The sequence below is a fragment of the Paenibacillus koleovorans NBRC 103111 genome (assembly GCF_004000845.1).
Lineage (GTDB): Bacteria > Bacillota > Bacilli > Paenibacillales > NBRC-103111 > Paenibacillus_AA > Paenibacillus_AA koleovorans.
In genome coordinates, this window is the sequence record NZ_BIMA01000030.1 from 41,484 (window position 1) to 65,197 (window position 23,714).

A 23,714-nucleotide genomic window follows, 5' to 3' on the forward strand; every position below is an offset into this window, starting at 1 on the left:
ATTAGAGCACTCCCTTCGTGGAAGGCACCCCTTGGACGCGAGGGTCGATCGTGGTTGCCTCGTCAAGCGCGCGGCCGAGCGCCTTGAAGATCGCTTCCACCATATGGTGCGTATTCTGCCCATAATGGACGATGACGTGCAAGGTGATACGGGCTTCGAGCGCGAACTTCCACAGGAACTCCTGCACGAGCTCGGTCGTGAAGCTGCCGACTTGAGCCGACGGGAACTGCGCCCGGCACTCGAAATGCGGCCGGTTGCTGATGTCGATCACCACTTGAGCCAGCGCTTCGTCCATCGGTATGAAAACGTTGGCGTAGCGCTTGATGCCGCGTTTGTCACCGAGCGCTTCCTTAAGCGCGTGGCCTAGGCAGATGCCGATGTCCTCGGTCGTGTGGTGGTCGTCGATGTCGATGTCGCCCTCCGCGTCGACCTTCAGGTCGAATTGACCGTGCTTCGTGAACAGGTCGAGCATATGGTTCAGGAACGGCACGTCTGTGGAGAGCTCCGATATGCCCGTCCCGTCAACATTGAATTGCAGCTTGATGTTCGTTTCGTTCGTCTTGCGGTCGATTCCGCCTTGACGCGGCGCGCGGGATTCGCGATTCGTTTCACTCATGGTCGGTTCCCTTCCTTTTCCAGGCGAATTTGGATCGCCCGGGCGTGGGCTTCAAATCCTTCGTGTTTGGCGAGGGTGATGATCGCCTCGCCATTAGCCAACAACGCCTCGCGGCTGTATGAGATGAGGCTTGATTTCTTCGTGAAGTCGTCGACATTGAGCGGCGACGAGAACCGGGCGGTGCCGTTCGTCGGCAGCACGTGGTTCGGGCCGGCGAAGTAGTCGCCGACGGGCTCCGAGCTGTAGGCGCCGAGGAAGATGGCGCCCGCGGTCTCGATGCGGCCGAGCAGGCCGAACGGCTCGGCGACGAGCAGCTCGAGGTGCTCCGGCGCCAGCCGGTTCACCGTGTCGAGCGCCTCGTCCAGGCTGTCCGCGAGCAGGATCGCCCCGCGGTCGCGGATCGAGGCGGCGGCGATGTCGCGCCGCGGCAGGGCTGCGAGCTGGCGCTCGGTCTCGACGCGCACCGCTTCGGCGACCTCCGCCGACGTCGTGACGCAGATCGCCGACGCCATCTCGTCGTGCTCCGCCTGCGACAGCAGGTCGGCGGCGACGTACGCCGGATCGGCGCTCTCGTCCGCGAGCACGACGATCTCGCTCGGCCCGGCGATCGAGTCGATCGCGACGACTCCGTACACCTCGCGCTTCGCCAACGCGACGTAGATGTTGCCCGGGCCGACGATCTTGTCGACCGGGCGAATGCTGGCGGTGCCGTAGGCGAGTGCGCCTACGGCCTGCGCGCCCCCGACCCGGTAAATCTCGCGCACGCCGGCCTCGGCCGCCGCCACGAGAATGTACGGGTCGATGCCCGCTTGGCCGTTCGTCGCCGGCGGCGTCACCATGACGATCTCCGGCACGCCGGCCACCTGCGCCGGGATCGCGTTCATGAGCACCGTCGACGGATACGCCGCCTTGCCGCCCGGCACGTACAACCCGACGCGCTGCAGCGGCCGGATGATCTGCCCGAGCATGCTGCCGTCGGGTTGGAGGTCCATCCACGACTGCCGCGCCTGCTTCTCGTGGAAGCGGCGGATGTTGACCGCCGCCTGCCGGAGCGCCGTGACGAACGACTCGTCTACACGGCTGTATGCTTCCTGAATCTCCGCTTCCGTGACGCGGAGCTCGGAAGGCTCGACACGCACGCGGTCAAGCCGCTCCGAGAACCGGGCGACGGCAGCATCGCCCTCGGCTTGCACCGCCGCCAGTATCTCGCGCACCGTCTCATTCTGCTCGGGCGTGCCATATTCCACTTTCCGCTCCAAGGCGAACGCCTTGGCCGCCATGATCCGCATGGCCATCCCTCCGTCTCTCTATCCGCTATGTTCTATCCGTTATGCTCTATCTGTTATGCTCTATCCTCTATGCACAGCCGGTTATGCTCCATCGATCAAGCCAGCACTTGCTGCAACCGATCGCACAGCTGTTGAATCGCTTCGTTCTTCATCCGGTAGCTTACCCGATTGGCGATCAGCCGGCTCGTAATGTCCGCGATCTTCTCCATCTCGACCAGCCCGTTCTCGCGAATCGTATTGCCCGTCTCGACGAGATCGACGATCCGGTCGGCCAGCCCGATGAGCGGCGCCAGCTCGACGTTGCCGTTCAGCTTGATCACTTCCACCTGCTGCCCGTTCTCGCGAAAGTATTGCGAAGCCACGTTCGGGAACTTGCTCGCCACTCTCGGATTCAGCACCGGCTCCCAATCCGGCAGCCCGATGACCGAGAACCGGCACTTGGCGATGCCCAGATCCAGGAGCTCATACACGTTGCGGTTCTCCTCCATCAGCACGTCCTTGCCGACGACGCCGATGTCCGCCACGCCGTATTCCACATAAGTCGGCACGTCGGCCGGCTTCGCTATGATGAATTCCAGGCCCAGGTCATGAGCCGGAATAATAAACTTGCGCGTCTCGTCCAGATCCTCGGGGATCGGAATGCCCGCTTGATGGAACAGCCGGCTAATATGTTTGACGATCCGTCCCTTGGGGACCGCCACCTTCAATAAATCTGCCATGAGGCGCCGCCCCTCCTATTCCATAAAATCGATCACGTCATCATAGCGGATGCCCCGGTACGAGTACCGCCCGTCAGCCTCCGCAATCACGCGCTCTTCCGCCGCCGCAGCTGCATCCGCCGCCGTCACATACCGCAGCGTCTCCACCATCACGCCTTCGCGCGCCCGCATCTCCTGCGCGCACTGGAGCGCCTCCTGCAGCTGCTCCGGCGCATAGCGGATCAGGATCCGATAAGGCGCATCAGCCTGATCGCCGCCGGTCACTTCCATGATCCGGTTCGTCTTCAGTGCGAATCCGGTCGCCGGAGCCGGTCGCTGGAACTGCTGCAGCAGGTTATCATAGCGACCGCCGTTGCACACCGGGAAGCCGAGATCCGTGGAGTAGCCTTCAAACGTCATCCCCGTGTAATAAGAGAAATCGCCGATCATCGTCAAGTCGATCAGCACATGCTCGCTCACGCCGTACGCCTTCAGCACGTCCCATACCTGGCACAGATGTTGGACGGCGTCCTGCGCCGTCCGATCGTTCGTCATCCGGTTGGCCTGATCGCAAATCTCTTGCCCTCCGCGCAGCCGCAGCACACCCTCTAGTTCGGCGCGCACATCGTCCTCCAGCTGCAACCGCCTAAGCTGTGCCCGATAGCCGACATGATCGCGCTGGAGCAGCCGCTCCTTCAGCGCCTCCTGCTCCTCCGTCCGGTCGCTGAGCGCTTCTTGCAGCAAGCCGTTCAAGAAGCCGACATGGCCGAGCGCGATCTTGAACTGCTTCACGCCGGCCGCCTTCAGGCAGGCGATCGCCAACGCCACCACTTCGGCATCCGCCTCGGCGGAAGGATCGCCGATCAGCTCGACGCCGGTCTGATAAAACTCCGCCTCCCGACCGGCCTCGTCCTCGAACGCGCGGAACACGTTCGAGTGGTACGACAGCCGCAGCGGCAGCGGATGGTTCTTGAGCAGCGATGCCGCCACCCGGGCGATGGGCGCGGTCATATCGGACCGCATGACGACCGTCGTCCCGCGTTTGTCGAGCAGCTTGAACAGCTTCTTATCCGATGTGGAGCTCGCCGCCCCCACCGTATCGTAATATTCCAGCGTCGGCGTTATGATCTGCCTGTAGCCCCATCGCTGCATGCAGTCCAGGACGCGCGACTCGATGCGTCTCAGCTTCGCTACCGCTTCCGGCAAATAATCTTTTACGCCCGGCGGCTTCTCGAACGCTTTCGGTTTTGACATGACCGTTCCACCTCATTAGAATCTATTCAAACGCTTTATCGCGCTAACATGCTACCATGCTACCAAAGTAAAGATATGTGTTATCTTACCATGCGAGCCGCCCACCGTCAATGCATCCCTGTTTACAACTCGTCTCCTCTTACAGCAAAAAACCGCCCGACCCGGACGGTTCCCACACAGCTATCCCGATTGTCCCTCGCGAATGACCTGCAGCGGATTGCCCGCTACGAAGCTGCCCGGCGCAACATCCTTATGTACGACTGACCCCGCCCCCACTACCGCGTGATCCCCGATCGTGACCCCCGGCAGCACCGTCACATTCGCCCCGATCATCACATGCGAACCGATTCGGATTTCTCCGAGCCGATACTCCTTGATCAAGTACTCATGCGTCAGCAAGGTGGCGTTGTAGCCGATAATGGAGTTGTCCCCCACATGAATCTTTTCCGGAAAAAACACATCCACCATCACCATGAGGGCGAACGATGTGTGATTCCCCACCTTCATCCCGAGGACGCGGCGGTAAATCCAGTTTTTCACAGGCAAGGACGGGCAGTAACGAGCGATCTGGATGAACACAAAATTGCGAACCGCCTTGAACCGGCTGACGGTCTTGTACATTTGCCACAGGGCGTTCGGTCCCTCCACCGGAAACCGTTCCGTGTTTCTCACGCGCGCTCCCTCTTTATCCCCGCCATGTCCAGCAGCTCCCGCATATCGTGTATCATATACGTCGGCTCAAACTTCCGCAGATGCACTTCGCCTTTCAACGACCACGCGACCCCTACCGTGCCAACGCCCGCTTCGCGTCCGGCTATAATGTCGTACTGGCTGTCGCCCACCATCAACGTCTCGGAAGGATTGGCGCCTAGCTGCTCCAATGCCTTCAGAATCATCTCCGGATTCGGTTTCCCCTGCGCCACGTCCTCTACCGTCATGATTACATCGATAAAAGGATCCAGTCCGCACAGCTTCAGCCCCAGCTCCGTCGTCATCCGCATCTTGTTCGTCGCAACACCCATCCGGATGCCGCCCGCTTGAAGCGCAGCCAGCACTTCCCGCACATGCGGAAACTCTCGAACCAGCTCGTCATGTTTGGCCAGATTGAACTGCCGGTATTTCACCACCAAGTCGTCGATCTGCTCAAGCCCTGTGAAAAATTTGATCTGCTCGGTGAGCGCGTAACCCATATGGGGAATGATGTCTTCCCGTGCGTACGTCTTCTCCGTTATTCCGTTCAATGTATGCATGAAGGACTGGATGATCAGTTCGTTCGTATCGACGATCGTTCCGTCCAGGTCGAAAATAATAGTCTTAATCATCGTTGTCTCTCCTCGCAGCTACTCTTCCACCGTATTGGCCGGCACGTCCGCCTTTGGATCCTGCTTTTTGGTCGACACGATCGGGTCCGAATACCGCTCGTTCGCCAACCCTTTCTTGCGCCGCACGATGATCAGGACGATGGCGGTCAAGATGAGAAGCACAGCCAGCAGCTGCGAAATCCGCACGTTGCCGTAATCCATCGCCCCCTGCTCGAACACCGCCGTCATCGGCAGCCAGAGCGCGTCCATCAACCCTCTCAACCACTCAGGAGCGGTAATCGCCAGACTGTCCGTGCGCAGCGCTTCAATATAGAACCGGCCGATCGAGTACCAGATGAAGTAGCTCAGGAACAGCTCTCCCGCGCGCAGAAAAGATTGTCTCCGCAGTACGAACAGCACGATAATCCCCAACAGGTTCCAAAGCGATTCGTATAGGAACGTCGGGTGATAGAACTCGCCGTAGATGTACATCTGGTCCACAATGAAGTTCGGCAAATGCAGCTTGTCCGTCAGGAACGACTGCACCACCGGGCCTCCGTGAGCTTCCTGATTGACGAAGTTGCCCCAGCGGCCGATCAACTGCCCCGCGATAAGCGAAGGCGCTGCGATGTCGGCGATTCGCCAGAAGTTGTAGCCCCGTCGCCTGACGAATATGACCGCTCCGATGATCGCCCCGATGAGGGCACCGTATATCGCAATACCTCCGTGCCAAATGGCGAATATTTCCCATAAATTGTCCTTGTACGAATCCCACTTGAACGCAACATAATAAATCCGCGCTCCGATAATGGCCGACGGCACACCGATCAACAGCAGATCCATGAAAAATTCCGGCGCTATGCCGAACCGCTTGCCCTCCTGAACGGCGAGCAGCAAGCCGATCAAGGCGGCGGAGCCCAGAATGATTCCGTACCAATGAACATCGATCGGCCCTAACGAGAAAGCGACGGGGTTTAACAACGCGTGCATGCCCTAGCTCCTTTCTTGGTCCGGCATCTGCGGCCGTAACCTTTAGAACATCCTGTATCTGATCTAGCTTCGATCAATCTGCGTCGTCCAAGTCTCCCGCAAGCGTCTCGGTCAACTTGTTCGTGAACTGCAGCGCCGCGTTGTACCCCATCCGCTTCAAGCGGAAGTTCATCGCCGCCACCTCGATAATGACGGCCAAGTTCCGTCCGGGACGAACCGGAATCGTCACGAGCGGCAGATCGGTGTCGATCACGCGCGTCGTCTCTTCGTCGAGCCCTAGGCGGTCGTACTCCTTGTCCTGCTGCCAAGTCTCGAGACGGATGACCAGCGTAATCTTCTTCACGTTGCGAATCGCGCCCGCCCCGAACAAAGTCATGACGTTGATGATGCCGACTCCTCGGATTTCGAGGAGATGCTTGATCAGCTCCGGCGCATTGCCGACTAAGATGTTCTCGGCCACTTGCTTGATCTCCACCGCGTCGTCCGCAATAAGGCGATGGCCTCGCTTCACGAGCTCGAGCGCCGTCTCGCTCTTCCCGATGCCGCTTGTCCCGGTGATCAGCATTCCGATGCCGTACACATCGACCAAGACCCCGTGGATCGTAGTCGTCGGCGCGAGCTTGTTCTCCAGGAAGCCGGTGATGCGGCTCACCAAGGTCGTTGTCGCCAGGTTGGTGCGGAGCACCGGCATGCCGTACTTCTCGCCCTGCTCCAGCAGCTCCGCCGGCGCCGCCATTCCGCGGGTGATGCAGAAACACGGCGTCTCCGCCTCCGAGCACATCCGCTGCATCCGGTCCGTCCGCTCCTCCGCCGTCAGCGTCTCGAAGAACGTCAGCTCCGTCTTTCCTAGAATCTGCACCCGCTCTCTCGGATGGTAGGCGAAATACCCGGCCATCTCAAGCCCGGGCCTGTATAGTTCGGCTACGTGGATCAGCCGGCCGATTCCCGCTTCTCCCGCCAGCACTTCCAGTTGGAATGCTTGAACGAGATCGGACACCTTCGTCTTTTTGCGCATCTCCATGTCCCCTTATGTCATTGGCAAATTCAAGAACATCGTCTCAATGTCATTATCGTAACGAAAATAAACGGTGAAAGCAACCAAACGTTAGGCCGGTTGGTTACTTTTGGCATGCATGTAGGGGTACAGAAGCACCAATCCGACGATGTAGAGCCCCACCGCCACAAACGCGGGAAGCAAGTGGATGAAGTCCAAGTAGCCGATCGCGGCATGTACGCCGAAGCCGGCGACGAAACCGGGCAAGCCGCCGATCAGCAGTGTCCACCAGAGCCAGCGCTGCCCCTGTTGGATGCCCCACAGGGAGGCGGCGAGAATGGCGATGGCGTCGGACAGCAGCGCGCCGCCGAAGCCGGCCCGGTCGTGGGCGATCAGCGGAAGCAGCCTCTCGTTCGCCTCGTTCAGAATCTCAGGCGCGGTGCTCATGAACGTCAAATCCTGCGGCACGAACACATGCGTAATCCCCACTCCGGCGATCGTCAGTCCCCCTACCGCCAGCGCCGCTCCCAGGCTGACGAACATCAGCTGTCCCCATAGCGCTCTTCTCCATAGCCGATCGTTGCGCCTATTCGGCTGGAAGGGCAACGGCGCATCCGCCTTTCCCCGCATGCCCAGCACGAACATCGGCAGCAGGATCGCCGCAGCCGCGGCATGCAACGGATCGAAGTAGCCGTAGCCCAAATATAAGAAGAAGCTGCAGAAGCCGACGGTGGCGGAAGCCAGCAGCGCCGTCTTGGCCCAATGCTGGCCTAGCCGCAAGCCATAATAGGTGAGCTGCACGTACAGGATGCCGATCGACAGCATCGTACCGGCCAGCGTGATCCGGTCATGCGACATGAACGGGAGGATGCGCTCGTTGTGATGATGCAGCCCTTCTCCGTCCATGCCCAAGTATGATTCATCGTAAGGAAGCAGTACGGTGGTTGCCGCTATGATCCAAGCGATCACGCCGCCAATGATCATCCCAAGCCCGAGCAGCCACATCCAGCCCCAGCCTTGCCAGAACGATGTCGGCCTCTGCAGCGAAGCCGAAGACTTCTTTATCCCGGCATTTCGCTGCTCTTTCTGCTGCTCCTTCTTCTGCTGCTCCTGCTCCTTATGCTGAAGCTTCTCATGGATCATCCCTTCATTGATGCGTTTGGGCAGCCCCGGCCCCGCATAGACCAATCCGCTATGCAGCTGGACGTAGTCGGCGCCGCAGCGTCTAGCTTCAAGCGCGTCCTCCGGCTCGTGGATGCCGCCGGATGCCGTAATGCTTTTGTCGTGCGAGAGTCTGCCGCGAATAAAACGGATTAGCTCGAGCGTCCACGCCAAGCTGGCTTTGCCTACCAGGTACCCCTCGCCTTCGCCCGAAATCCGGTTTGCGTCTCCCAGCACCACGCCGGCCAGTTCCAGCTCTTCCACAACAGCCAACAATTGGATCAACCGATCCTGAGATTCATCCAGCTGTATATATAAGAAGAGAGGTTTGCTCTCGTCTCGTTCCTTCAACAGTTGTGCTGCTTGCTCCACATAAACGAGCAGTTCCTCTTCGCTCCAAGCGGTCTCCGTCGCATCGATGTAGAACCCCGCCGCATACGGCGCCACCTTGCCGAGCATGCTCAGGATCTGCTCGAGCGCCTGCTCCGGCGCGGCTCCCGGCATATGGCGAAGCCGCAGGAACAGCGGCATATCCCTGCCAGTTGTCGCCTTTGCTTTTGCCTTAGACTTCGATTCAGACTTCGATTCAGACATCAATTCCGACTTCGATTCCGCCCGTTCGCGTTCGAGCTGTTCCACTATCTTATCGACGCCATCGTTCACTAGGAGACTCGGATAAACGATTGCCTCCTCCTCCGCGATCCGCTGAATCCCGCCCGCGCTCCGGATCGGCTCTATCGTAATCGGTCCGATCTCCATAAAGCCGAAGCCGAACTGCGACAAAGCCTTGCGCGCCGTACCGTGCACATCCAGGCCCCCGCTTAGCCCGACCGGGTACCGCAGGCGGACCCCCCATCGCGTCTCGTCCAAAATCGGCGACAGCTCCATATGCCCCAGCGTGCGGATCGTGAGCGTCCCGAACGGCAACCGGCTGAGCGCGCCCATCGCTCCCAACGTCAAATCCCGCGCCTTCTCCGGCGGCAGCCGGAACAGCAACGGTTTGAACAATGTCTGATACGACCAATCCGGCATGGGACGTTCCCCTCCTTTTCTCCGCTTCTATCCTGATCATATTTTACCGGATTTCGCCAGCGAGGGGTACCTTGGATTTGGATGAATAATTTTCTAAGTTTATCCGGGCGCGGAGTGCTCTTCCACCAAACCGGCCACTCCGCAAACAAGTCAACTTCATCTCCCACCACCGGAGTGGCCCCAACCCGGTATATTAAAAAAAGCCAACCACCTATTCTCTTACGAGAACCCGGTAGTTGGCTTTCCCTAACCCCTATGACTAAATCAGATTCGACTTCTGCAACAGCCGCTGGATGATCGCCGCAACCTCAGCCCGCGTGATGTTGGCTTTTGGCGCCAGCTCCGTGGCGCTTCGGCCGGAGATGAGGCCCGCTTGCAAGCTAGCGGCGATGCTGGCCTGCGCCCAATTCGAGGCCTGATTCGCATCCGCGAACGGACGCAACACCTCTAGCAACGTCCCAGAAGGCAGCTTCTCGCTCAGCTTAGTGAGCGCCATAGCTCTGGCGATCACGACCATCGCTTGCTCGCGCGTGATCTTGTCGTTCGGACGGAAGGTACCGTCCTCAAACCCGCTGATAAGACGATACTCATAAGCGGTTCTGACCGCACCGTTGTACCAGTCTGATGCCTTCACGTCCGAGAACGGAACCGCTCCGCTCTCCAGCTTGAGTCCCAATCCCCTGACCACAATAGCCGCGAATTCGGCGCGGGTAATGTCTTGGTCTGGCTTGAATACATCCGGGCCAACGCCTTCAATGATCATACGCGAGCCCATATCGTTCACCGCACGCTCCGCCCAATGGCTCTTCACGTCGCTGAATGTGCGGGTGTGCGAAACCAAGGAGTACGTGCTGTTGGTCAAGCTGTTGATTTTGGCGTAGTACTTGCCGTCGATCACCACGATTTGGGTCGGAACATGACGAACGGTTCCATCCGGCTCGACCACGATCCCTGTCGTAATCTTTTTCGGATCTACACCGTCCGGAATCGCAATGGTTCGCTCCACATAGGTGTTGAACTTTGCGATTTCAATTGTTTTATCGCCATATGTGCCCTTAACGGAGAAGTTGAGCGGCGGGACCTCAATCGAGAAGCCTCCCTTTTCCGCCGAGTTGGTCGCGATCTTCACGGTATCCGCAGGCGGGACCGCGATTTCGATCGTCACCTTGATGTCTTGCAAGGCAATGCCTTGGCCGAGTTGCTCGGACACCGCTTGGATGTTGATCTGCAGCGCAGGCAGCGTATAAGTAGCTTGCTCGGTTTTGATTTCCAGCACCGCCTGTTTGTCTTCCAAGCTCTTCACAATTTGTCCGTTCAATTCCGCGATGACCACGTCGGACTTCGTATTCACAGGAACGGTAATGATCGCCCGATCACTCTCAGCCGCAAGCTTCTCTAGCAGCTTCTTCTGGTCCAGCGTTACGGTTGTTACGGTCTGGTCGTTCACTTTAGTCGTCGTTGCCGTTCCAGCCGATTCCGGCTTGCCGTTGACATAAATTTCACTGCTCTTGTTGTCCGTCTGCTGCGGTGGCTGCGGCTGCGGCTCCGGATCAGTCGGAGTCGTAATCGGTGGAGATGGGGCTATAGGCATAGCAACGACTTCATTGGATGCTGGACTGTCACCCCCGTCATTCGTCGCTTTTACCGCCAAATAATAGGTGACACCGTTCGTGAGCCCTGTCGCTAAGTAGCTATAAACCGAACCGCTGACTGTCGCCACTGCCGCTCCATAGCTTCCAGAACTCGTGCTCCTATAAATCTTGTAACCCGAAGCGCCGCTTACTGCACTCCAGTTCAGAGTCGCGGTGCCATTCCCGACTATTGGCGAGTACAGCGTCGGCGCTCCAGGTGCCGGGGCTTGCGGCGTTGCGCTAACATCTGAGGAGAAGGCGCTCGTTCCGCCAGCGTCGCTCGCAGTAACGGCGAAGTAATAGGTCACTCCGTTCGTCAGCCCTGTTGCCGTGTAATAGGTTGCTCCGCTTACCGTCGCCGCCGGACTGGATCCATAAGCTCCGGCTGATGTCCCCTGATAGACGTTGTAAGTGACGGTCCCAGAAACAGCGGTCCACACTAAGGAAACTATACCATCGCCCGGGAACGCTGCAAGACCTGTAGGTGCTTGCGGTGCGGTAGGCGCTATCGGAGCCGGGTTCACGACCACGGACGCCACGCTGCTTGTTGCCTTCGCCGTCTTAAGGCCCGTTGCGTTGTTGTTGGTATTCGTGACGACTGCATAATAATAGGTCGCTCCAACTACGGTGGCCGGCGCTTCATACGTTGCCAGGGAAGCCCCTTCGATAGCGGTGCCCTCGCTCGCGCTGTCTACGCTGTTGCTATACCACTGGTAGCTCAGCACTCCCCCGTCGTAGACCGTCGCCGTCACGCTTAAGGACGGATTCGGACTGTTCTGGCTCACGATCCGATTCACCGGCTGCGCCAGGATCGTCGGTATTTCGGCATGGCTCAGCGCGTTCACCGTTACCGCTGCCGCTTGGCTCGTTGCAGTCGCCCGATTGAGTCCTGTAACGAGGTTGTTCGTACTCGTTACAACCGCATAATAATAAGTCGTTCCCGTGTGGGTGGTCGGTGCTTCGTACACGGAGCTTATGGCATCTTCGATCAGAGTGCCCCCGCTCGTGCCGGATGTCGTATTTTTGTACCACTGATACGACAATGCTCCTCCCTCGCTTACACTAGCCGTTACTTGCAAGACCGGACTAGTCGCACCTACCAATACGGTCGCATCCTGCGGCTGCGTATCGATGCTCGGCGCAGCTGTATCCGTCTGCCAAGCTGGCAAATAAGGATATCCGTTATTGCGCCTAGGATCGATCATCCATACATTGCCGAAGTCCCACCCACCAGCCGTATAAAGCGCCGACGTCCTCATGCTTGTACTGGTTTGTTTCTGAGGTGCTTGACCGTTCGCGTTGCTGCCCGCCGAACTCGCTTGTCCAGTCGTCTCCGTATCATAGAAGCTGTTTTGGAAGGCCTTTCCGGACCCTTGATGACCGACCAACCCTCCTACGAAGGTAGTTCCCGTTACACGCCCAACCGCATAACTGTTGCTGGCGCTGAAGCTCATCATCATATCACCCATAAAATATCCAACAAGCCCGCCTACATAGCTGGTTCCTTTCACACTTCCCTTGGCAAAGGTATCGAAGATATCATGACTGCTTCCCGCAAGTCCGCCTACGAATTGATTCCCCGTCACATTGCTTAACGCAAAGCTTTTAGCGATCGTACTGTAATTTCGTCCAACCAAGCCGCCGACAAATTCGAGTGTTCCTACTACTTCTCCTGCTGCATAGCTTCCTCTGATCTGGCCACCATTGCTGCCGGTCAAGCCCCCTACGTTGCTGGTTCCCGATACTTTTCCTTCGGCGTAAGAGGTCTCGACTGTACCTGCATTATGACCGGCTAAACCTCCTACATATTGTTTACCCGTTACATTCACATTTTCCAGGCCCACATTCGCAACCGTACCTTGCCAGGAGTTAAAGGCGAGGAGCCCGACATATTCCAGATACGGCCTGTTTATGTTGAGATTCGATATTTTATAGCCGTTGCCTTTGAAGGTTCCATTAAAAAATTCTAAAATTCCGTCCCCAATCGGCATCCAACCGCTCCCGCTCTCGTAGACACTCAAATCAATATCGGCCGTCAGTTTAAAATATTTCCCAGGATTCAAATTATTCCGAATCGAGTCCAACTGGCCTGCCGTAGCGATTAGATACGGATCCTGCTCGGTACCCGTCTGGCTAAAGCCCGCTACTGCCTGAAGCGACGTCGCATCCGCGTAACCGGTTGCCTTGACTCGAACGGTATTGTTGCCCTGCGACAGAACACCTGCTGCCAACGTTAGCATGCCGGGGCTGAACGTGTAATCTCGCCCTGCCACTAGCGTTCCGGTCATCGTCGACGGCGTCTCGATTGTGATCGATGTGATCGCTCCGCGCCAAGCCGCATCGTCGGCGAACGTGAGCTCGATTGTATGGGACAAATCGGCATTCGTCGAATCGGCCGTCACTGTAGGCGAAGAAGCCGACGCGTTCACCGTGACCGCGACCGCGTTGCTCTTGGTTGTCGCCGTTTGGCTTCCCGTTGCGCGGCTGCTCGTATTGGTCACAGCCACATAATAGTAAGCTGTACCTGCCGTCTCAGTGGGTACCCTATAGAAGGCGCCGGTTGCTGCATCAATCGGCGTACCTCCCGAATTGCTGTCGCTCGTATGGCTGAACCACTGGTAGCTTAGCGTCCCGCCATCGGATACACTGGCTTGCGTGTTGAGCGTCGGGCCGCCGGAGTACTGAAACACAGTCCCCCCCTCCGGCTGCGTTCCGATGACCGGGGCGACCGCGTCGTGAACAAGCGCCTGCAGGTACGGATACCCGTTATTCCGGGAGGAGTCTATTCCCCATACCCCGTTAAAATCCCATGAATGTCCATCTTCAGTATAAAGCTGCAAGGTTTTCATGTTGGCCGTAGGTTGATCTTGACCATAACCATAATTGCCTGCCGATGCCGTTTGCCCCGTTGTTTCTATATCATAGAAGACGCTATACAGAGACCAGCCCCCGCCTTTCGAACCAAGCAAGCCGCCGATATAACTGCCGCTTCCTGTCACACTCCCCGTGGCGTAAGCGCGATTGATTTGGAAACTAGCGGCCGAGCCGACCAAGCCACCGACATAGTCGCTCCCTGCAACACTCCCCGTGGAGAAGCTATCGCTAATGTTGCTTTCATGAATACCGACAAGTCCGCCGACATTTTCGTAGCCTCTTACGCTTCCTGTCGCGTAGCTGCCGCTGATTGCCCCTTGGCTGTAACCGACCAAGCCCCCTACCCCGTTAGAGCTGCTCGTTACATCTCCGGTTGCGTAGCTGCCGCTGATTGGCCCTTGGCTCATTCCGACCAATCCGCCGATTGAGCCGGTCCCGATGACGGTTGCCGTGGAGTAGCTGCCGCTGATCGATCCTTCGCTCTTGCCAACCAAGCCGCCTGCATAACCTCCGCCTGCTGTTACGGTTACCGTTCCCGTAGCGGAGCTGCCGCTGAGCTGTCCCTTGCTATAGCCTACCAAACCGCCTAAATAACCGGAGGTTCCTTTTACACTCCCCGCAACATGGCTGTCCACGATCGTTCCGTCATTTTGCCCGGCCAACCCGCCTACATAACTTTCCCCGCTAATTGTTACATGGTCCATGTGTATATTCGAAACGGTGCCGTTCAAGGAAATAGAACCGAACAATCCGGCATAGCTTGAGTTGCGACTGATTGTCAAATTGGTGATGGTATGCCCGTCTCCTTCAAAAACGCCTTCAAACGGCGAATCGTTGTCCCCGATCGGCAACCAACCCCCTCCTGCCTGATACAAGCCCAAATCGATATCTGCCGTGAGCTTGAAATAGGTTCCGGAGGCCAGATGGTTTCTGACCGAATGAAGCTGGCCGGCGGTTGCGATGAGGAAGGGATCTTGCTCGGTGCCCGTTTGGCTGAATCCCCTTACTGGCTGAACCAGATTAACGTTACTATAGCCGGCCGCCTTGACCGTGACATCATTGTCGCCCTCGGACAGCACGCCTGCTTTTATCGTGATCGTGCCGGCGCCGACCGTGTAATCCGTCCCTGCTCTGAGCTTCGCCGTTCCAGCTGTCACCGTCTTGATTGCGCCGCGCCACGCTGCGTCGTCCGCGAATGTAAGCTTGATATCGTGCGTCAAATCGGCGTCCGCAGCATCGTCGGCAATCAATGTTGGCGCGGGTAGAACATTTCCATAGCTCATTACGGTTGCGACGCCGTTCTCCGAATCCCATATTGCTGCATACGGGGTGCCGTTCGATACATAAAACGACGAAATCCTCCCCGCTGTTAAACCGTTGCTGCTCAAGGTCGTCCATTCGTCGCCGTCGTACATCCTCACAACGGCTTTCGGGCCGCTCCTCCCTCTTCTTGTTCTCCCGTCTTCCGTATAGGCTACATAGGGAGTTCCATTATAGATAAACAAGGAGGTGCCCATCTCCGACGACGAATCGGCTCCAGCATCGCCGACACTTACCCAGCTGTCGCTGGTGCTGTCATACTTCTTCACAACCGCTTTCGTGACCTCCGCCACATCATCGTAATCCCCATAGGCTACATAAGGAGTGCCTTTATACATATACAAGGAAATCCCGTTCGCCTGGCGACCATCCGAGACGTTGGTATCTCTTCCCACGGTTACCCAATCGGAGCCGTCGAATGTTTTGACCACGGCCGCACCGTTGTTATCCGAATAAGCCACATAGGGTTTGCCTTCATTCACAAAAAAGGTTGCCGTATCCACCGAATTCGCCGATGCGGCGCCGCCCAAAGGGCTCCAATCGCTCCCGTCATACTTCATCACGACGGCTTTCCAATCGTTTCCGTCACTCGAATAGGCCACATAAGGAGAACCGTTATACACACTGAATGAAAAGATCGCTGACTGGTCCGCTATAGATCCGGCATTTCCCACGGTCACCCACTTGCTTCCGTCATACTTCATCACGGTCGCTTTATAGCCGTTCCCGCCATCCGAAAATGCCACATAGGGGGTGCCGCCATACACCTGCAGTGCAATGCCGCTCGCCGCACCTGCGCTAAATCCGGCGCTTCCTACGGTCACCCAGCCACTGCCGTCATGCCTTTTCACCGTGGCCTTGTTGTCATTCCCCTTGTCCGAATAAGCCACATACGGTGTGCCATTGTATACATATAACCGTGCCGCCCCAGAAAACCCGGTCTCGCCTACTTCCAGCCAACCCTGCGCAGCCGCATCGTCCGCTTTTGCCTTAGCTCCATTGGATGCCATTAGTCCCGGAATCCCCGCCACTATCAAGAGCATAGCCAGGATCATGAGCGCAGCCTTATAGCATAGCGTTTGTATCCCTTCCCGTCGCATTGCTGTATCCTCCAATATAGGACCAAAGTCCTTGCTTTGAATCTTGATTATACATGACCATCGACGGAAAAGAGTCAAACTAAAGTTGTAGAAAACGCGAAAACGCTAAAAAAAGCCGTCCTTGCGGACAAGCTTTCTGGCACTCCTATTCGATCCATTTCATTTCTCGAGCCTTGGCAATTGCCTGGCCTCGCCGCTTCACCCCGAGCTTGCCATATAAACGGAACACATGGGTTTTCACCGTAGCCTCCGTGATCCCGAATCGAACGGCGATTTCTCCATTGGACAAGCCGTCGGCCAGCGCATGCAACATCTCCGTTTCACGGCTCGTCAGCGGCTCGGCAGCCGTGGCTGTCGAGGTTGGCGCCTTAAGGGCAGCCCCGGGTGCAGCGTCGCCGCCGTTCCGATGCGTTTTCCTCAGCTTCTCAAGCGTCACGGCCATCCTCTCCGCGGTCACCGGCTTCAGCAAATAATCCAGCGCGTTTAATTCGAATGCTCGCACGGCATAGTCGTCAAAAGCGGTGACAAAAACAACTTTGATGGAGTCATCGAGTTCGTGGAGCAGGCTGGACAGCCTCATTCCGTTAATTTCCGGCATGGAGATATCCAGAAAAGCGATATCGATCCGATTCTCCTTCACATAGTCATAAGCTTGGAGCGGACCCAAAAAAGTGCGGCAAATTTCGATTTCCTTACTCGCAACCAGCACCTTTTCGAGCCATTTGACCAACAATTCTTCGTCATCCACAATAATCGCCCGAAACATATGTCAACCCCCCGTCTGCTTGCTCGGCCTTGCGGGAATATCAAAGGAAATCTTCGTGCCTGCTCCCTCCGCGCTCTCCACCCGAATGCTTTTCCCATAAAGAAGCTGGTACCGTTTCCGGATGTTCCATAACCCGATCCCTTCTTCCTTGCCATCGGAACCCAGGACCTCGTTCTGTTTCTCGGGGCTCATCCCGCAGCCGTTATCTTCAACTGTAAATCGGACAATCCCGTCCGCTTCTTGCTGGATCGATACTTTGACGGTCCCCCCGCTTGCATTCGACATCAGGCCGTGCCGGATCGCGTTCTCCACCAGTGGCTGCACCATCAGCGGGGGGAGCAGAACATCCGGATCGGCATCCACTTTGAACTCCACGTTCAAGCGGTCGCCGAAACGCGTTTTTTCGATATGGAGATAAGCTTTCACCAGCTCCAGCTCGTTTCCGATCGTCGTAAGCGAATCGAGTTTTTTGAAATGAAAGCTGCCTCTCAAATATTGCGAAAGGCTTAGAGTTAGGTCTTGCGCTTTCTTGGGTTCATCGATGCACAAAGCAGCTATGGAGTTCAAGGCATTGTGCAGGAAGTGGGGTTTGATCTGCGAGCGCAAAAAGGCTATCTCCGCATCCTGCGTCTTCCGAATCATTTCCCTTATCGTTTCATTTAGCGTAATGAAGAACAATAGAGCCGCCACATTCACTACAATATGAATATTATGGATCTTTACAACATCCAGGAAGGCAATCCCTCTGACCCATGTCACCGACAGTATCCCGACAAAGCTGTACCAGACCAGCAGGAGCAATGCCAGCTGCATCCTTTTGTTCTTCTTCTTGGTTCTGAGGAAATACCTTTGAAAAAACAATATAACCGGCATGCTGATCAAAAGAGTTATCGTCGTTGTATACAACCCCATATCAATTCCAATATAGAACCGATAGAGGAGGATAATCGCCGTTAGAATAAGACCCGTACTCCACCCGCCGTATAGGGTCCCCATCAGCAACGGGATAATTCGAATATCGATCCTGTAGTCGGGGGTAATCGGAGCGGGAAAGGTCATACATAGCAGAATGGACAACCCAAACAGGACGGCTAACACTACCTTTTCACTCTTGTACCCGGACCTCTCCGCAAAAAAGATTTGATATGTGAAGATCAACGTTGTAATGATCGCCAGCTGCAGCATAAAGTCTTTGAAAAACGGCAAGCTCATCCCATCACCCTATCCACAAATTCGCCATCCTTCTAGCTAATTCGACTCTTCTCCTGAAACTCCTGTTCCAGGGGAGCACGCAAAAAGGGCCAGCGCTAGGCTGACCCTCGGTTTGTTCGAAATGTGTATTAGCTCAAGAAGATGTTGCTCTCGGTTTCTTTGTCGAACACATGGACTTTGTTCATATCGAACGCCAGCTTCACGCTCATGCCGTCCTTGAAGGACGTACGGGAGTTCAGACGGGCAACGACAGGGTTTGGTCCGATGCCGTTCAGGTACAATTGCATTTCGTGACCGAGGTTCTCCACTACTTCGATGTTCCCGGTTACGATGCTGTTCGGGGACCCTTCCAGGAATACCGGCTCGTCGTGCAGGTCTTCCGGACGAATACCGAATACGACTTCTTTGTTGATGTAGCCCTTTTCTTTCAGTACTTGCGCTTTACCGTCCGGCAATACTACGTCTACGCCAGGAGCCTTGAAGCGGACTTGGCCATTCGACTCGGATACGTTGCCTGTGATGAAGTTCATCGAAGGCGATCCGATAAAGCCGGCCACGTACATGTTTACAGGGTAGTTATAGATTTCTTCAGGAGTAGCAGCTTGTTGAATGATCCCTTGGTGCATAACGACGATCCGGTCGCCCATGGTCATAGCTTCCGTCTGGTCATGCGTTACATAGATGATAGTCGTTTCCAGACGCTTGTGCAGCTTGTTGATCTCAGCGCGCATCTGTACGCGAAGTTTGGCGTCCAAGTTGGAGAGCGGTTCATCCATCAAGAATACTTGAGGATCACGGACGATTGCGCGGCCCAAGGCAACACGCTGACGCTGACCGCCGGAGAGAGCCTTCGGCTTGCGGTCGAGCAAAACTTCGATATCAAGGATCTTAGCCGCTTGACGAACGCGTGCGTCGATCTCGGCTTTCTTGAACTTACGCAGCTTCAAACCGAATGCCATGTTCTGATACACGTTCATATGCGGGTATAGGGCATAGGATTGGAATACCATCGCGATGTCGCGGTCTTTAGGAGCCACGTCATTCACCAGACGGTCGCCGATGTAGAGCTCGCCGGAAGTAATCTCTTCCAGACCTGCGATCATACGGAGCGTAGTGGATTTCCCGCAACCGGATGCACCTACCAGTACCAAGAACTCTTTGTCCTTGATCTCAAGGTTGAAGTCTTTTACAGTAGATTCCGCAGCGCCAGGATATTTCTTCACGACATGTGATAAGCGTACGCCTGCCATGGTTAATTCCCCCTAATAGTTATAAATAAGTCATAGACCTATCTTAACCTACCTCTTATCCCATGACTATGCACATAGCTCACAAAAAAATCACTTGCTTTTCGTCACTTTGTACAATAGTAAAGCCACATACACGAGCACGGCATGCCGGAAATTCCGGACCTCCAGCCCGGTCTCCTGCTTGAACTTGTCCAATCGATACAGCAGTGTATTCCGATGAATAAATAAGCGCTTCGCCGTCTCGCTGACATTGCAATCGAGCGCCAGAAACTGCTCCAGCGTCGTGAGCATTTCCAAGTCGAGCAGAGCGTCCATCCGCTTCAGGATACGCTCCACGAACTCCGATTTCTCCTCCTCCGGGATCCAGTGAAGCAGCTTCTCCATATGAAGCTTCCACGGCAAATGAATATATTCGGCCATATGATAGGTTTGCCCGAGCGTGATCGCTTCCCTTAGCCGGACGACCGTCTGGAGCATCGTCTTGGACGGCCGGATCGGGTACGATACCGACAGATGGCACTCGCCGAGCCATTCGCTAGCCAGCATCTCATGCAGCCCGTCGCAGATCGATCCGAGCGTCTCCTCCAGCGCTTCCTCTTCCCCGTCATCCTTGCCGTTATCCGAAGCTCCCGCCGTCAGCAGCGATTCCGGAACGAGAATGAGCCATTCTTTTTCGAGCAGCGGCAGAAGGACTACATCTCCCTCGAAAAAAGACTCCAGCAGCTTCTTCAGCTCCTGGTAGCTCGTCTTCCGTTGATCGGAATAACCGCCGTAGAGCAGAATCGGGATTTTTGGCGTATAGAACGGAAATAACGACGCTACCGTCTCCGGCATCTCCCGCTCGGTTACGCCGGCCTCCAGCTCCTGCACGATCCAGCTCCGGATCGCCCCGGCCTTGCGCTCATCATCCGAGTTCGGCGACAGCGACTGCAGCTTGTCCTGCGACCGGTACGCCTCCAGCGTCAACTCGACTAATTGCCGCTCGGCCGCCGACAGCGCCTCCTCCCGCACCTCCAGAGCTTGTACGACTGTAGGTTCCTTATATAAGAAAAAGTAGCGATGCTGCTCATGGACGACGCTCCTTGCATCAGCTCCATGGTCCTCCGCCACCATTCGCTTCCAATCGGACGCCGGGACAGCCTGCTGTTTCACCGTTGTCTTCAATATCCGCTCCAGCTGTTGCTTAATCAGGTCCCAGTTGGTCACCTTCATCCCCCCGCAGTTGATCTACCCAACATCATACACATTATCCGATGGGATGAAAACCTTTCAACGCCAATTATGTCATCGCTAACACAAGGATGATCGATAGGAGCGAGAACAGCACCCCGATCAAGTACATAAAGGAAACCGTTTGAGTCTGCGACAGACCCCAGCGCATCAGAGTATGGTGGGTGTGCAGCTTGTCGGCGCGATGCAGTCCTTTGCCGCTTAGCAGCCGACGTCCGAACACAATTACAGTGTCGAGAATCGGTACGCCGATCGCCAGCACAGGAACCGCGATGGATACGAAGGTTGCCCGTTTTAATGTCCCGTCCACGGCCAACACCGCAAGCACATAACCCAGAAACACGGCTCCCGCATCCCCCATAAAAATTCTCGCCGGATAGTAGTTAAACACGAGGAAAGCCGCGCATGCCCCTACTACAATCGCCGCCATCACCGCCGTCCCCTCCTCTCCAGCCAACAGAGCGGCCACGAGCAAAGTGAATGCAGAAATCGTTACGATGCCGGAAGCCAGTCCATCTACCCCGTCGATGAAGTTGATCATGTTCATAATGCCGAACACCCACAGCATAGTCGCGATAGCGCCTACTCCTGCCGGGAACACGTACATACCGCCGCTGACCTTGGAGATGCCGGTAATTTGAATGCCTTGCCAGACCGGAACCGCCGCCGCCAAAATGTACACGATAATCCTCGGCCAGACCGAGAACTCAACCGCTTTCGTCTTGTACCAGTCGTCGATCAGTCCGATGATGAGAATGGCTGTGCCGCCTATCGCCACCGTAATGAACCTTGAGCTCCAGCCGTCGTATAAAAGCAGACTGATGATGCAGCCTATGTAAATAGCGGCGCCGCCCATAAGCGGGATCGGTCGTTTGTGGATTTTCCGTCCGGTCGGCCGGTCCACGAACCCGATTCGAAGCGCCAGAATTCGCGCGAACGGAACAAGTGCCAGCACGAGCAGGAAGCTGGTTGCAAGCGGGATGAACGATTGCATGGAATCGCCTCCTTCTGGGCAGATGAAGATGTAGCGTTAGATTCCCCGCTTCTACGTGATCTCATTCGAGAATTTACGCATAAGACCGGCTGGCAGTGGAAATAACTGGGCTGTTGAGAGGAGGCTTGTTGTTATGTCGATTCAATTGCCTTATGGCAACGGGGTAATCTCGGTAAAAGGGTTGGAGCAAGCCTCTACCGTCGATTGGATTCAGTATGCGCCCGGGCGATTGGCTGGAGCTGGAGCGAACGACCCTGTGAGCCTCATCCGGCAAACTTTGGCTTCAACCATTGCATCGCCTCAACTGTCCGAGCTCGCTCGCGGTCAATCGTCCGCCGTCATCCTGATCAGTGACCGGTCCCGGTTATGTCCAAGCTACCTTTTTTTGCCACTGCTTCTGGACTCGCTAAATGAGGGCGGAATTCCCGATACGGACATCGAAATCATTGTTGCGCTTGGCGCTCATAGAAAACATACAGAGGCGGAGTTGGCGGAGCTGGTTGGTGATGCCGTCGTTGTGCGTGGGGTACGGGTATCGAACCATTCCTGCTTGCTCGAGGACTGCTTGCGGGTTGGGACGAGCAGCCGAGGCACCCCGCTGGAGATCAATCGTCGCGTAGTTGAGACGGGCTTGATCGTCGCCACAGGCAACATCGAGCCGCATCGCCTTGTCGGGATGTCGGGCGGCGTCAAAGCCATCATCCCCGGTGCCGCTTCTCGTGAATGCATTACCGCTAATCACGCGCTTTCGCAGCATATCCAAGCTACACCCGGCCACCCGGATAATCCGATTCATCAGGATCTCGAGGAAGTGCTCCCTCTATTGCCGCCCGTATTCTTGCTTAATCTGATCGTCACTCAGGAGCGGACCGTGTTGGGTGCCGTTGCAGGTGATGTCGTGCTGGCGCATCGGGCAGGGGTGGAACGTTACCGTTCCATATTCCTCGTCCCTCCAGGGGCCGCGCCGTACGATCTGGTGCTCGCTTCCGCCGGAGGGCATCCCAAGGACATGCATCTATACCAGGCGATGAAAACGATCCAAAACGCCGCCCCGCTCGTTCGCCCCGGCGGAACAATTGTTCTTGCGGCACGCTGCGAGGAAGGCTTCGGGAACGGTGTGCTGCACGATTGGATCGAGACGATCCAAGATCGCGCTCGGATGACTGCGATGCTGAAGCAAGCATTCGTGCTGGGGGCGCATAAGGTGGAGCAATTGGACAAGGTGCTGCAGGAGAAGACGGTGTTCTTGTATTCCGACATGCCTTCGTCGCTAGTGGAGCTGACCGGGATTCGGCCGGTACCGGATCTAGAGGCGGCTCTGCGTTCCTGTGTGGATAGCGGGCTGCGGCGCGTGGCAGTAATGCCGTACGGGGCATTGACCTTTGCGGACGGCTAATATGCAAAAAAAGCCTGCATCCTTAAGGATACGGGCTTCTCACTTATAAGCAATGGTGAGCCATGTAGGACTCGAACCTACGACACCCTGATTAAAAGTCAGGTGCTCTACCGACTGAGCTAATGGCTCATGATGAGCATCATGATGCGGTGAAGAAGTGGTGGAGGATGATGGATTCGAACCACCGAACTCGTCAGAGAACAGATTTACAGTCTGCTGCGTTTGGCCACTTCGCTAATCCTCCATGCCTTTGGGTTCCCCGAAACGAAAGTGATTTATACTTTGCTTCGTTCCCCCGATAAAACATCATGGTGGCTCGGGACGGAATCGAACCGCCGACACGAGGATTTTCAGTCCTCTGCTCTACCGACTGAGCTACCGAGCCATGAAATTGACAAAAAAAATAGGATGTTGCTTGTACTGCTTTTGACACCGGGGTCCCCGAAAAGTGCTTGAGACACATCTTGAACTTGCTTCACTTTTTGGGGTAAAGTGGCGGAGCTGACGGGATACTCGTTGTCCGATCGAATCGGACTGTCGAGGCTACGAAGAGTCGCTAACGAAGTTTATGCTTCGGCGAACCTCCGGTTCTCATCCCGGACTCGA

16 protein-coding genes and 3 tRNA genes are annotated in these 23,714 nt (G+C 56.3%); 1 reads left to right on the forward strand and 18 read right to left on the reverse strand.

Translation table 11 applies throughout. From position 1 onward, the window contains the following. Position 1: 1 nt before the first annotated feature. From hisB to PKO02S_RS12515, 15 genes are all read right to left on the reverse strand, one after another. Positions 2-616: an imidazoleglycerol-phosphate dehydratase HisB gene (gene hisB, locus PKO02S_RS12445; protein ID WP_127583186.1), complete on the reverse strand. Its 615-nt coding sequence runs from the start codon at positions 614-616 to the stop codon at positions 2-4. Continuing rightward, complete coding sequence (hisD, locus tag PKO02S_RS12450; RefSeq protein ID WP_127583188.1) at positions 613-1,905, reverse strand: histidinol dehydrogenase; 1,293 nt, start codon at positions 1,903-1,905, stop codon at positions 613-615. The genes hisB and hisD overlap by 4 nt, the downstream gene beginning before the upstream one ends. Before the next feature lie 95 nt (positions 1,906-2,000). After that, positions 2,001-2,624 (reverse strand): ATP phosphoribosyltransferase, encoded by a 624-nt coding sequence (gene hisG / locus PKO02S_RS12455; protein WP_127583190.1) that lies wholly within the window; start codon positions 2,622-2,624, stop codon positions 2,001-2,003. 15 nt (positions 2,625-2,639) lie between these two features. Continuing rightward, positions 2,640-3,857: an ATP phosphoribosyltransferase regulatory subunit gene (locus PKO02S_RS12460; protein WP_127583192.1), complete on the reverse strand. Its 1,218-nt coding sequence runs from the start codon at positions 3,855-3,857 to the stop codon at positions 2,640-2,642. Positions 3,858-4,037: 180 nt separating this feature from the next. Further along, on the reverse strand, positions 4,038-4,529 hold the full coding sequence (locus PKO02S_RS12465; RefSeq protein WP_127583194.1) for an acyltransferase: 492 nt from the start codon (positions 4,527-4,529) through the stop codon (positions 4,038-4,040). After that, positions 4,526-5,179 carry a pyrophosphatase PpaX gene (gene ppaX / locus PKO02S_RS12470; RefSeq protein WP_127583196.1) on the reverse strand — a complete coding sequence of 218 codons (654 nt, stop codon included), beginning with the start codon at positions 5,177-5,179 and terminating at the stop codon, positions 4,526-4,528. The genes PKO02S_RS12465 and ppaX overlap by 4 nt, the downstream gene beginning before the upstream one ends. An 18-nt stretch (positions 5,180-5,197) precedes the next feature. Then, positions 5,198-6,148 carry a prolipoprotein diacylglyceryl transferase gene (gene lgt, locus PKO02S_RS12475; RefSeq protein WP_127583198.1) on the reverse strand — a complete coding sequence of 317 codons (951 nt, stop codon included), beginning with the start codon at positions 6,146-6,148 and terminating at the stop codon, positions 5,198-5,200. Between the two features lie 73 nt (positions 6,149-6,221). Next, positions 6,222-7,163, reverse strand: a complete 942-nt coding sequence (gene hprK / locus PKO02S_RS12480) for an HPr(Ser) kinase/phosphatase (protein WP_127583200.1) — start codon at positions 7,161-7,163, stop codon at positions 6,222-6,224. A 90-nt stretch (positions 7,164-7,253) separates the two neighbouring features. Beyond that, on the reverse strand, positions 7,254-9,335 hold the full coding sequence (locus PKO02S_RS12485) for a dihydroorotate dehydrogenase (protein ID WP_127583202.1): 2,082 nt from the start codon (positions 9,333-9,335) through the stop codon (positions 7,254-7,256). Positions 9,336-9,594: 259 nt separating this feature from the next. Beyond that, the gene (locus PKO02S_RS12490) at positions 9,595-16,260 is read right to left on the reverse strand and encodes a hemoblobin-interacting domain-containing protein (RefSeq protein ID WP_127583204.1); all 6,666 of its coding nucleotides are present in this window, start codon (positions 16,258-16,260) and stop codon (positions 9,595-9,597) included. A gap of 145 nt (positions 16,261-16,405) precedes the next feature. Further along, positions 16,406-17,026, reverse strand: coding sequence for a response regulator transcription factor (locus PKO02S_RS12495; RefSeq protein ID WP_127583206.1), 621 nt, complete (start codon positions 17,024-17,026; stop codon positions 16,406-16,408). 3 nt (positions 17,027-17,029) lie between these two features. Then, on the reverse strand, positions 17,030-18,238 hold the full coding sequence (locus tag PKO02S_RS12500) for a sensor histidine kinase (protein ID WP_127583208.1): 1,209 nt from the start codon (positions 18,236-18,238) through the stop codon (positions 17,030-17,032). A 128-nt stretch (positions 18,239-18,366) separates the two neighbouring features. Continuing rightward, positions 18,367-19,488, reverse strand: a complete 1,122-nt coding sequence (locus PKO02S_RS12505) for an ABC transporter ATP-binding protein (protein WP_127583210.1) — start codon at positions 19,486-19,488, stop codon at positions 18,367-18,369. Between the two features lie 90 nt (positions 19,489-19,578). Further along, positions 19,579-20,694, reverse strand: a complete 1,116-nt coding sequence (locus PKO02S_RS12510) for a PucR family transcriptional regulator (RefSeq protein ID WP_246066956.1) — start codon at positions 20,692-20,694, stop codon at positions 19,579-19,581. A gap of 73 nt (positions 20,695-20,767) precedes the next feature. Beyond that, on the reverse strand, positions 20,768-21,712 hold the full coding sequence (locus tag PKO02S_RS12515) for an MraY family glycosyltransferase (RefSeq protein WP_127583214.1): 945 nt from the start codon (positions 21,710-21,712) through the stop codon (positions 20,768-20,770). A 133-nt stretch (positions 21,713-21,845) separates the two neighbouring features. On the opposite strand from PKO02S_RS12515, the gene PKO02S_RS12520 reads away from it, so the two are divergent. Then, positions 21,846-23,108 (forward strand): nickel-dependent lactate racemase family protein, encoded by a 1,263-nt coding sequence (locus tag PKO02S_RS12520; protein ID WP_127583216.1) that lies wholly within the window; start codon positions 21,846-21,848, stop codon positions 23,106-23,108. 53 nt (positions 23,109-23,161) lie between these two features. Here the strand turns inward: PKO02S_RS12520 and PKO02S_RS12525 are convergent. The 3 genes from PKO02S_RS12525 to PKO02S_RS12535 all read right to left on the reverse strand — a co-directional run bounded on the left by PKO02S_RS12525 (position 23,162) and on the right by PKO02S_RS12535 (position 23,493). Further along, positions 23,162-23,237: transfer RNA gene (locus PKO02S_RS12525), tRNA-Lys, on the reverse strand. A gap of 29 nt (positions 23,238-23,266) precedes the next feature. Then, positions 23,267-23,352 (reverse strand) — tRNA-Tyr (locus tag PKO02S_RS12530). A 65-nt stretch (positions 23,353-23,417) separates the two neighbouring features. Beyond that, positions 23,418-23,493, reverse strand: a tRNA-Phe gene (locus tag PKO02S_RS12535). Positions 23,494-23,714: the final 221 nt, after the last annotated feature.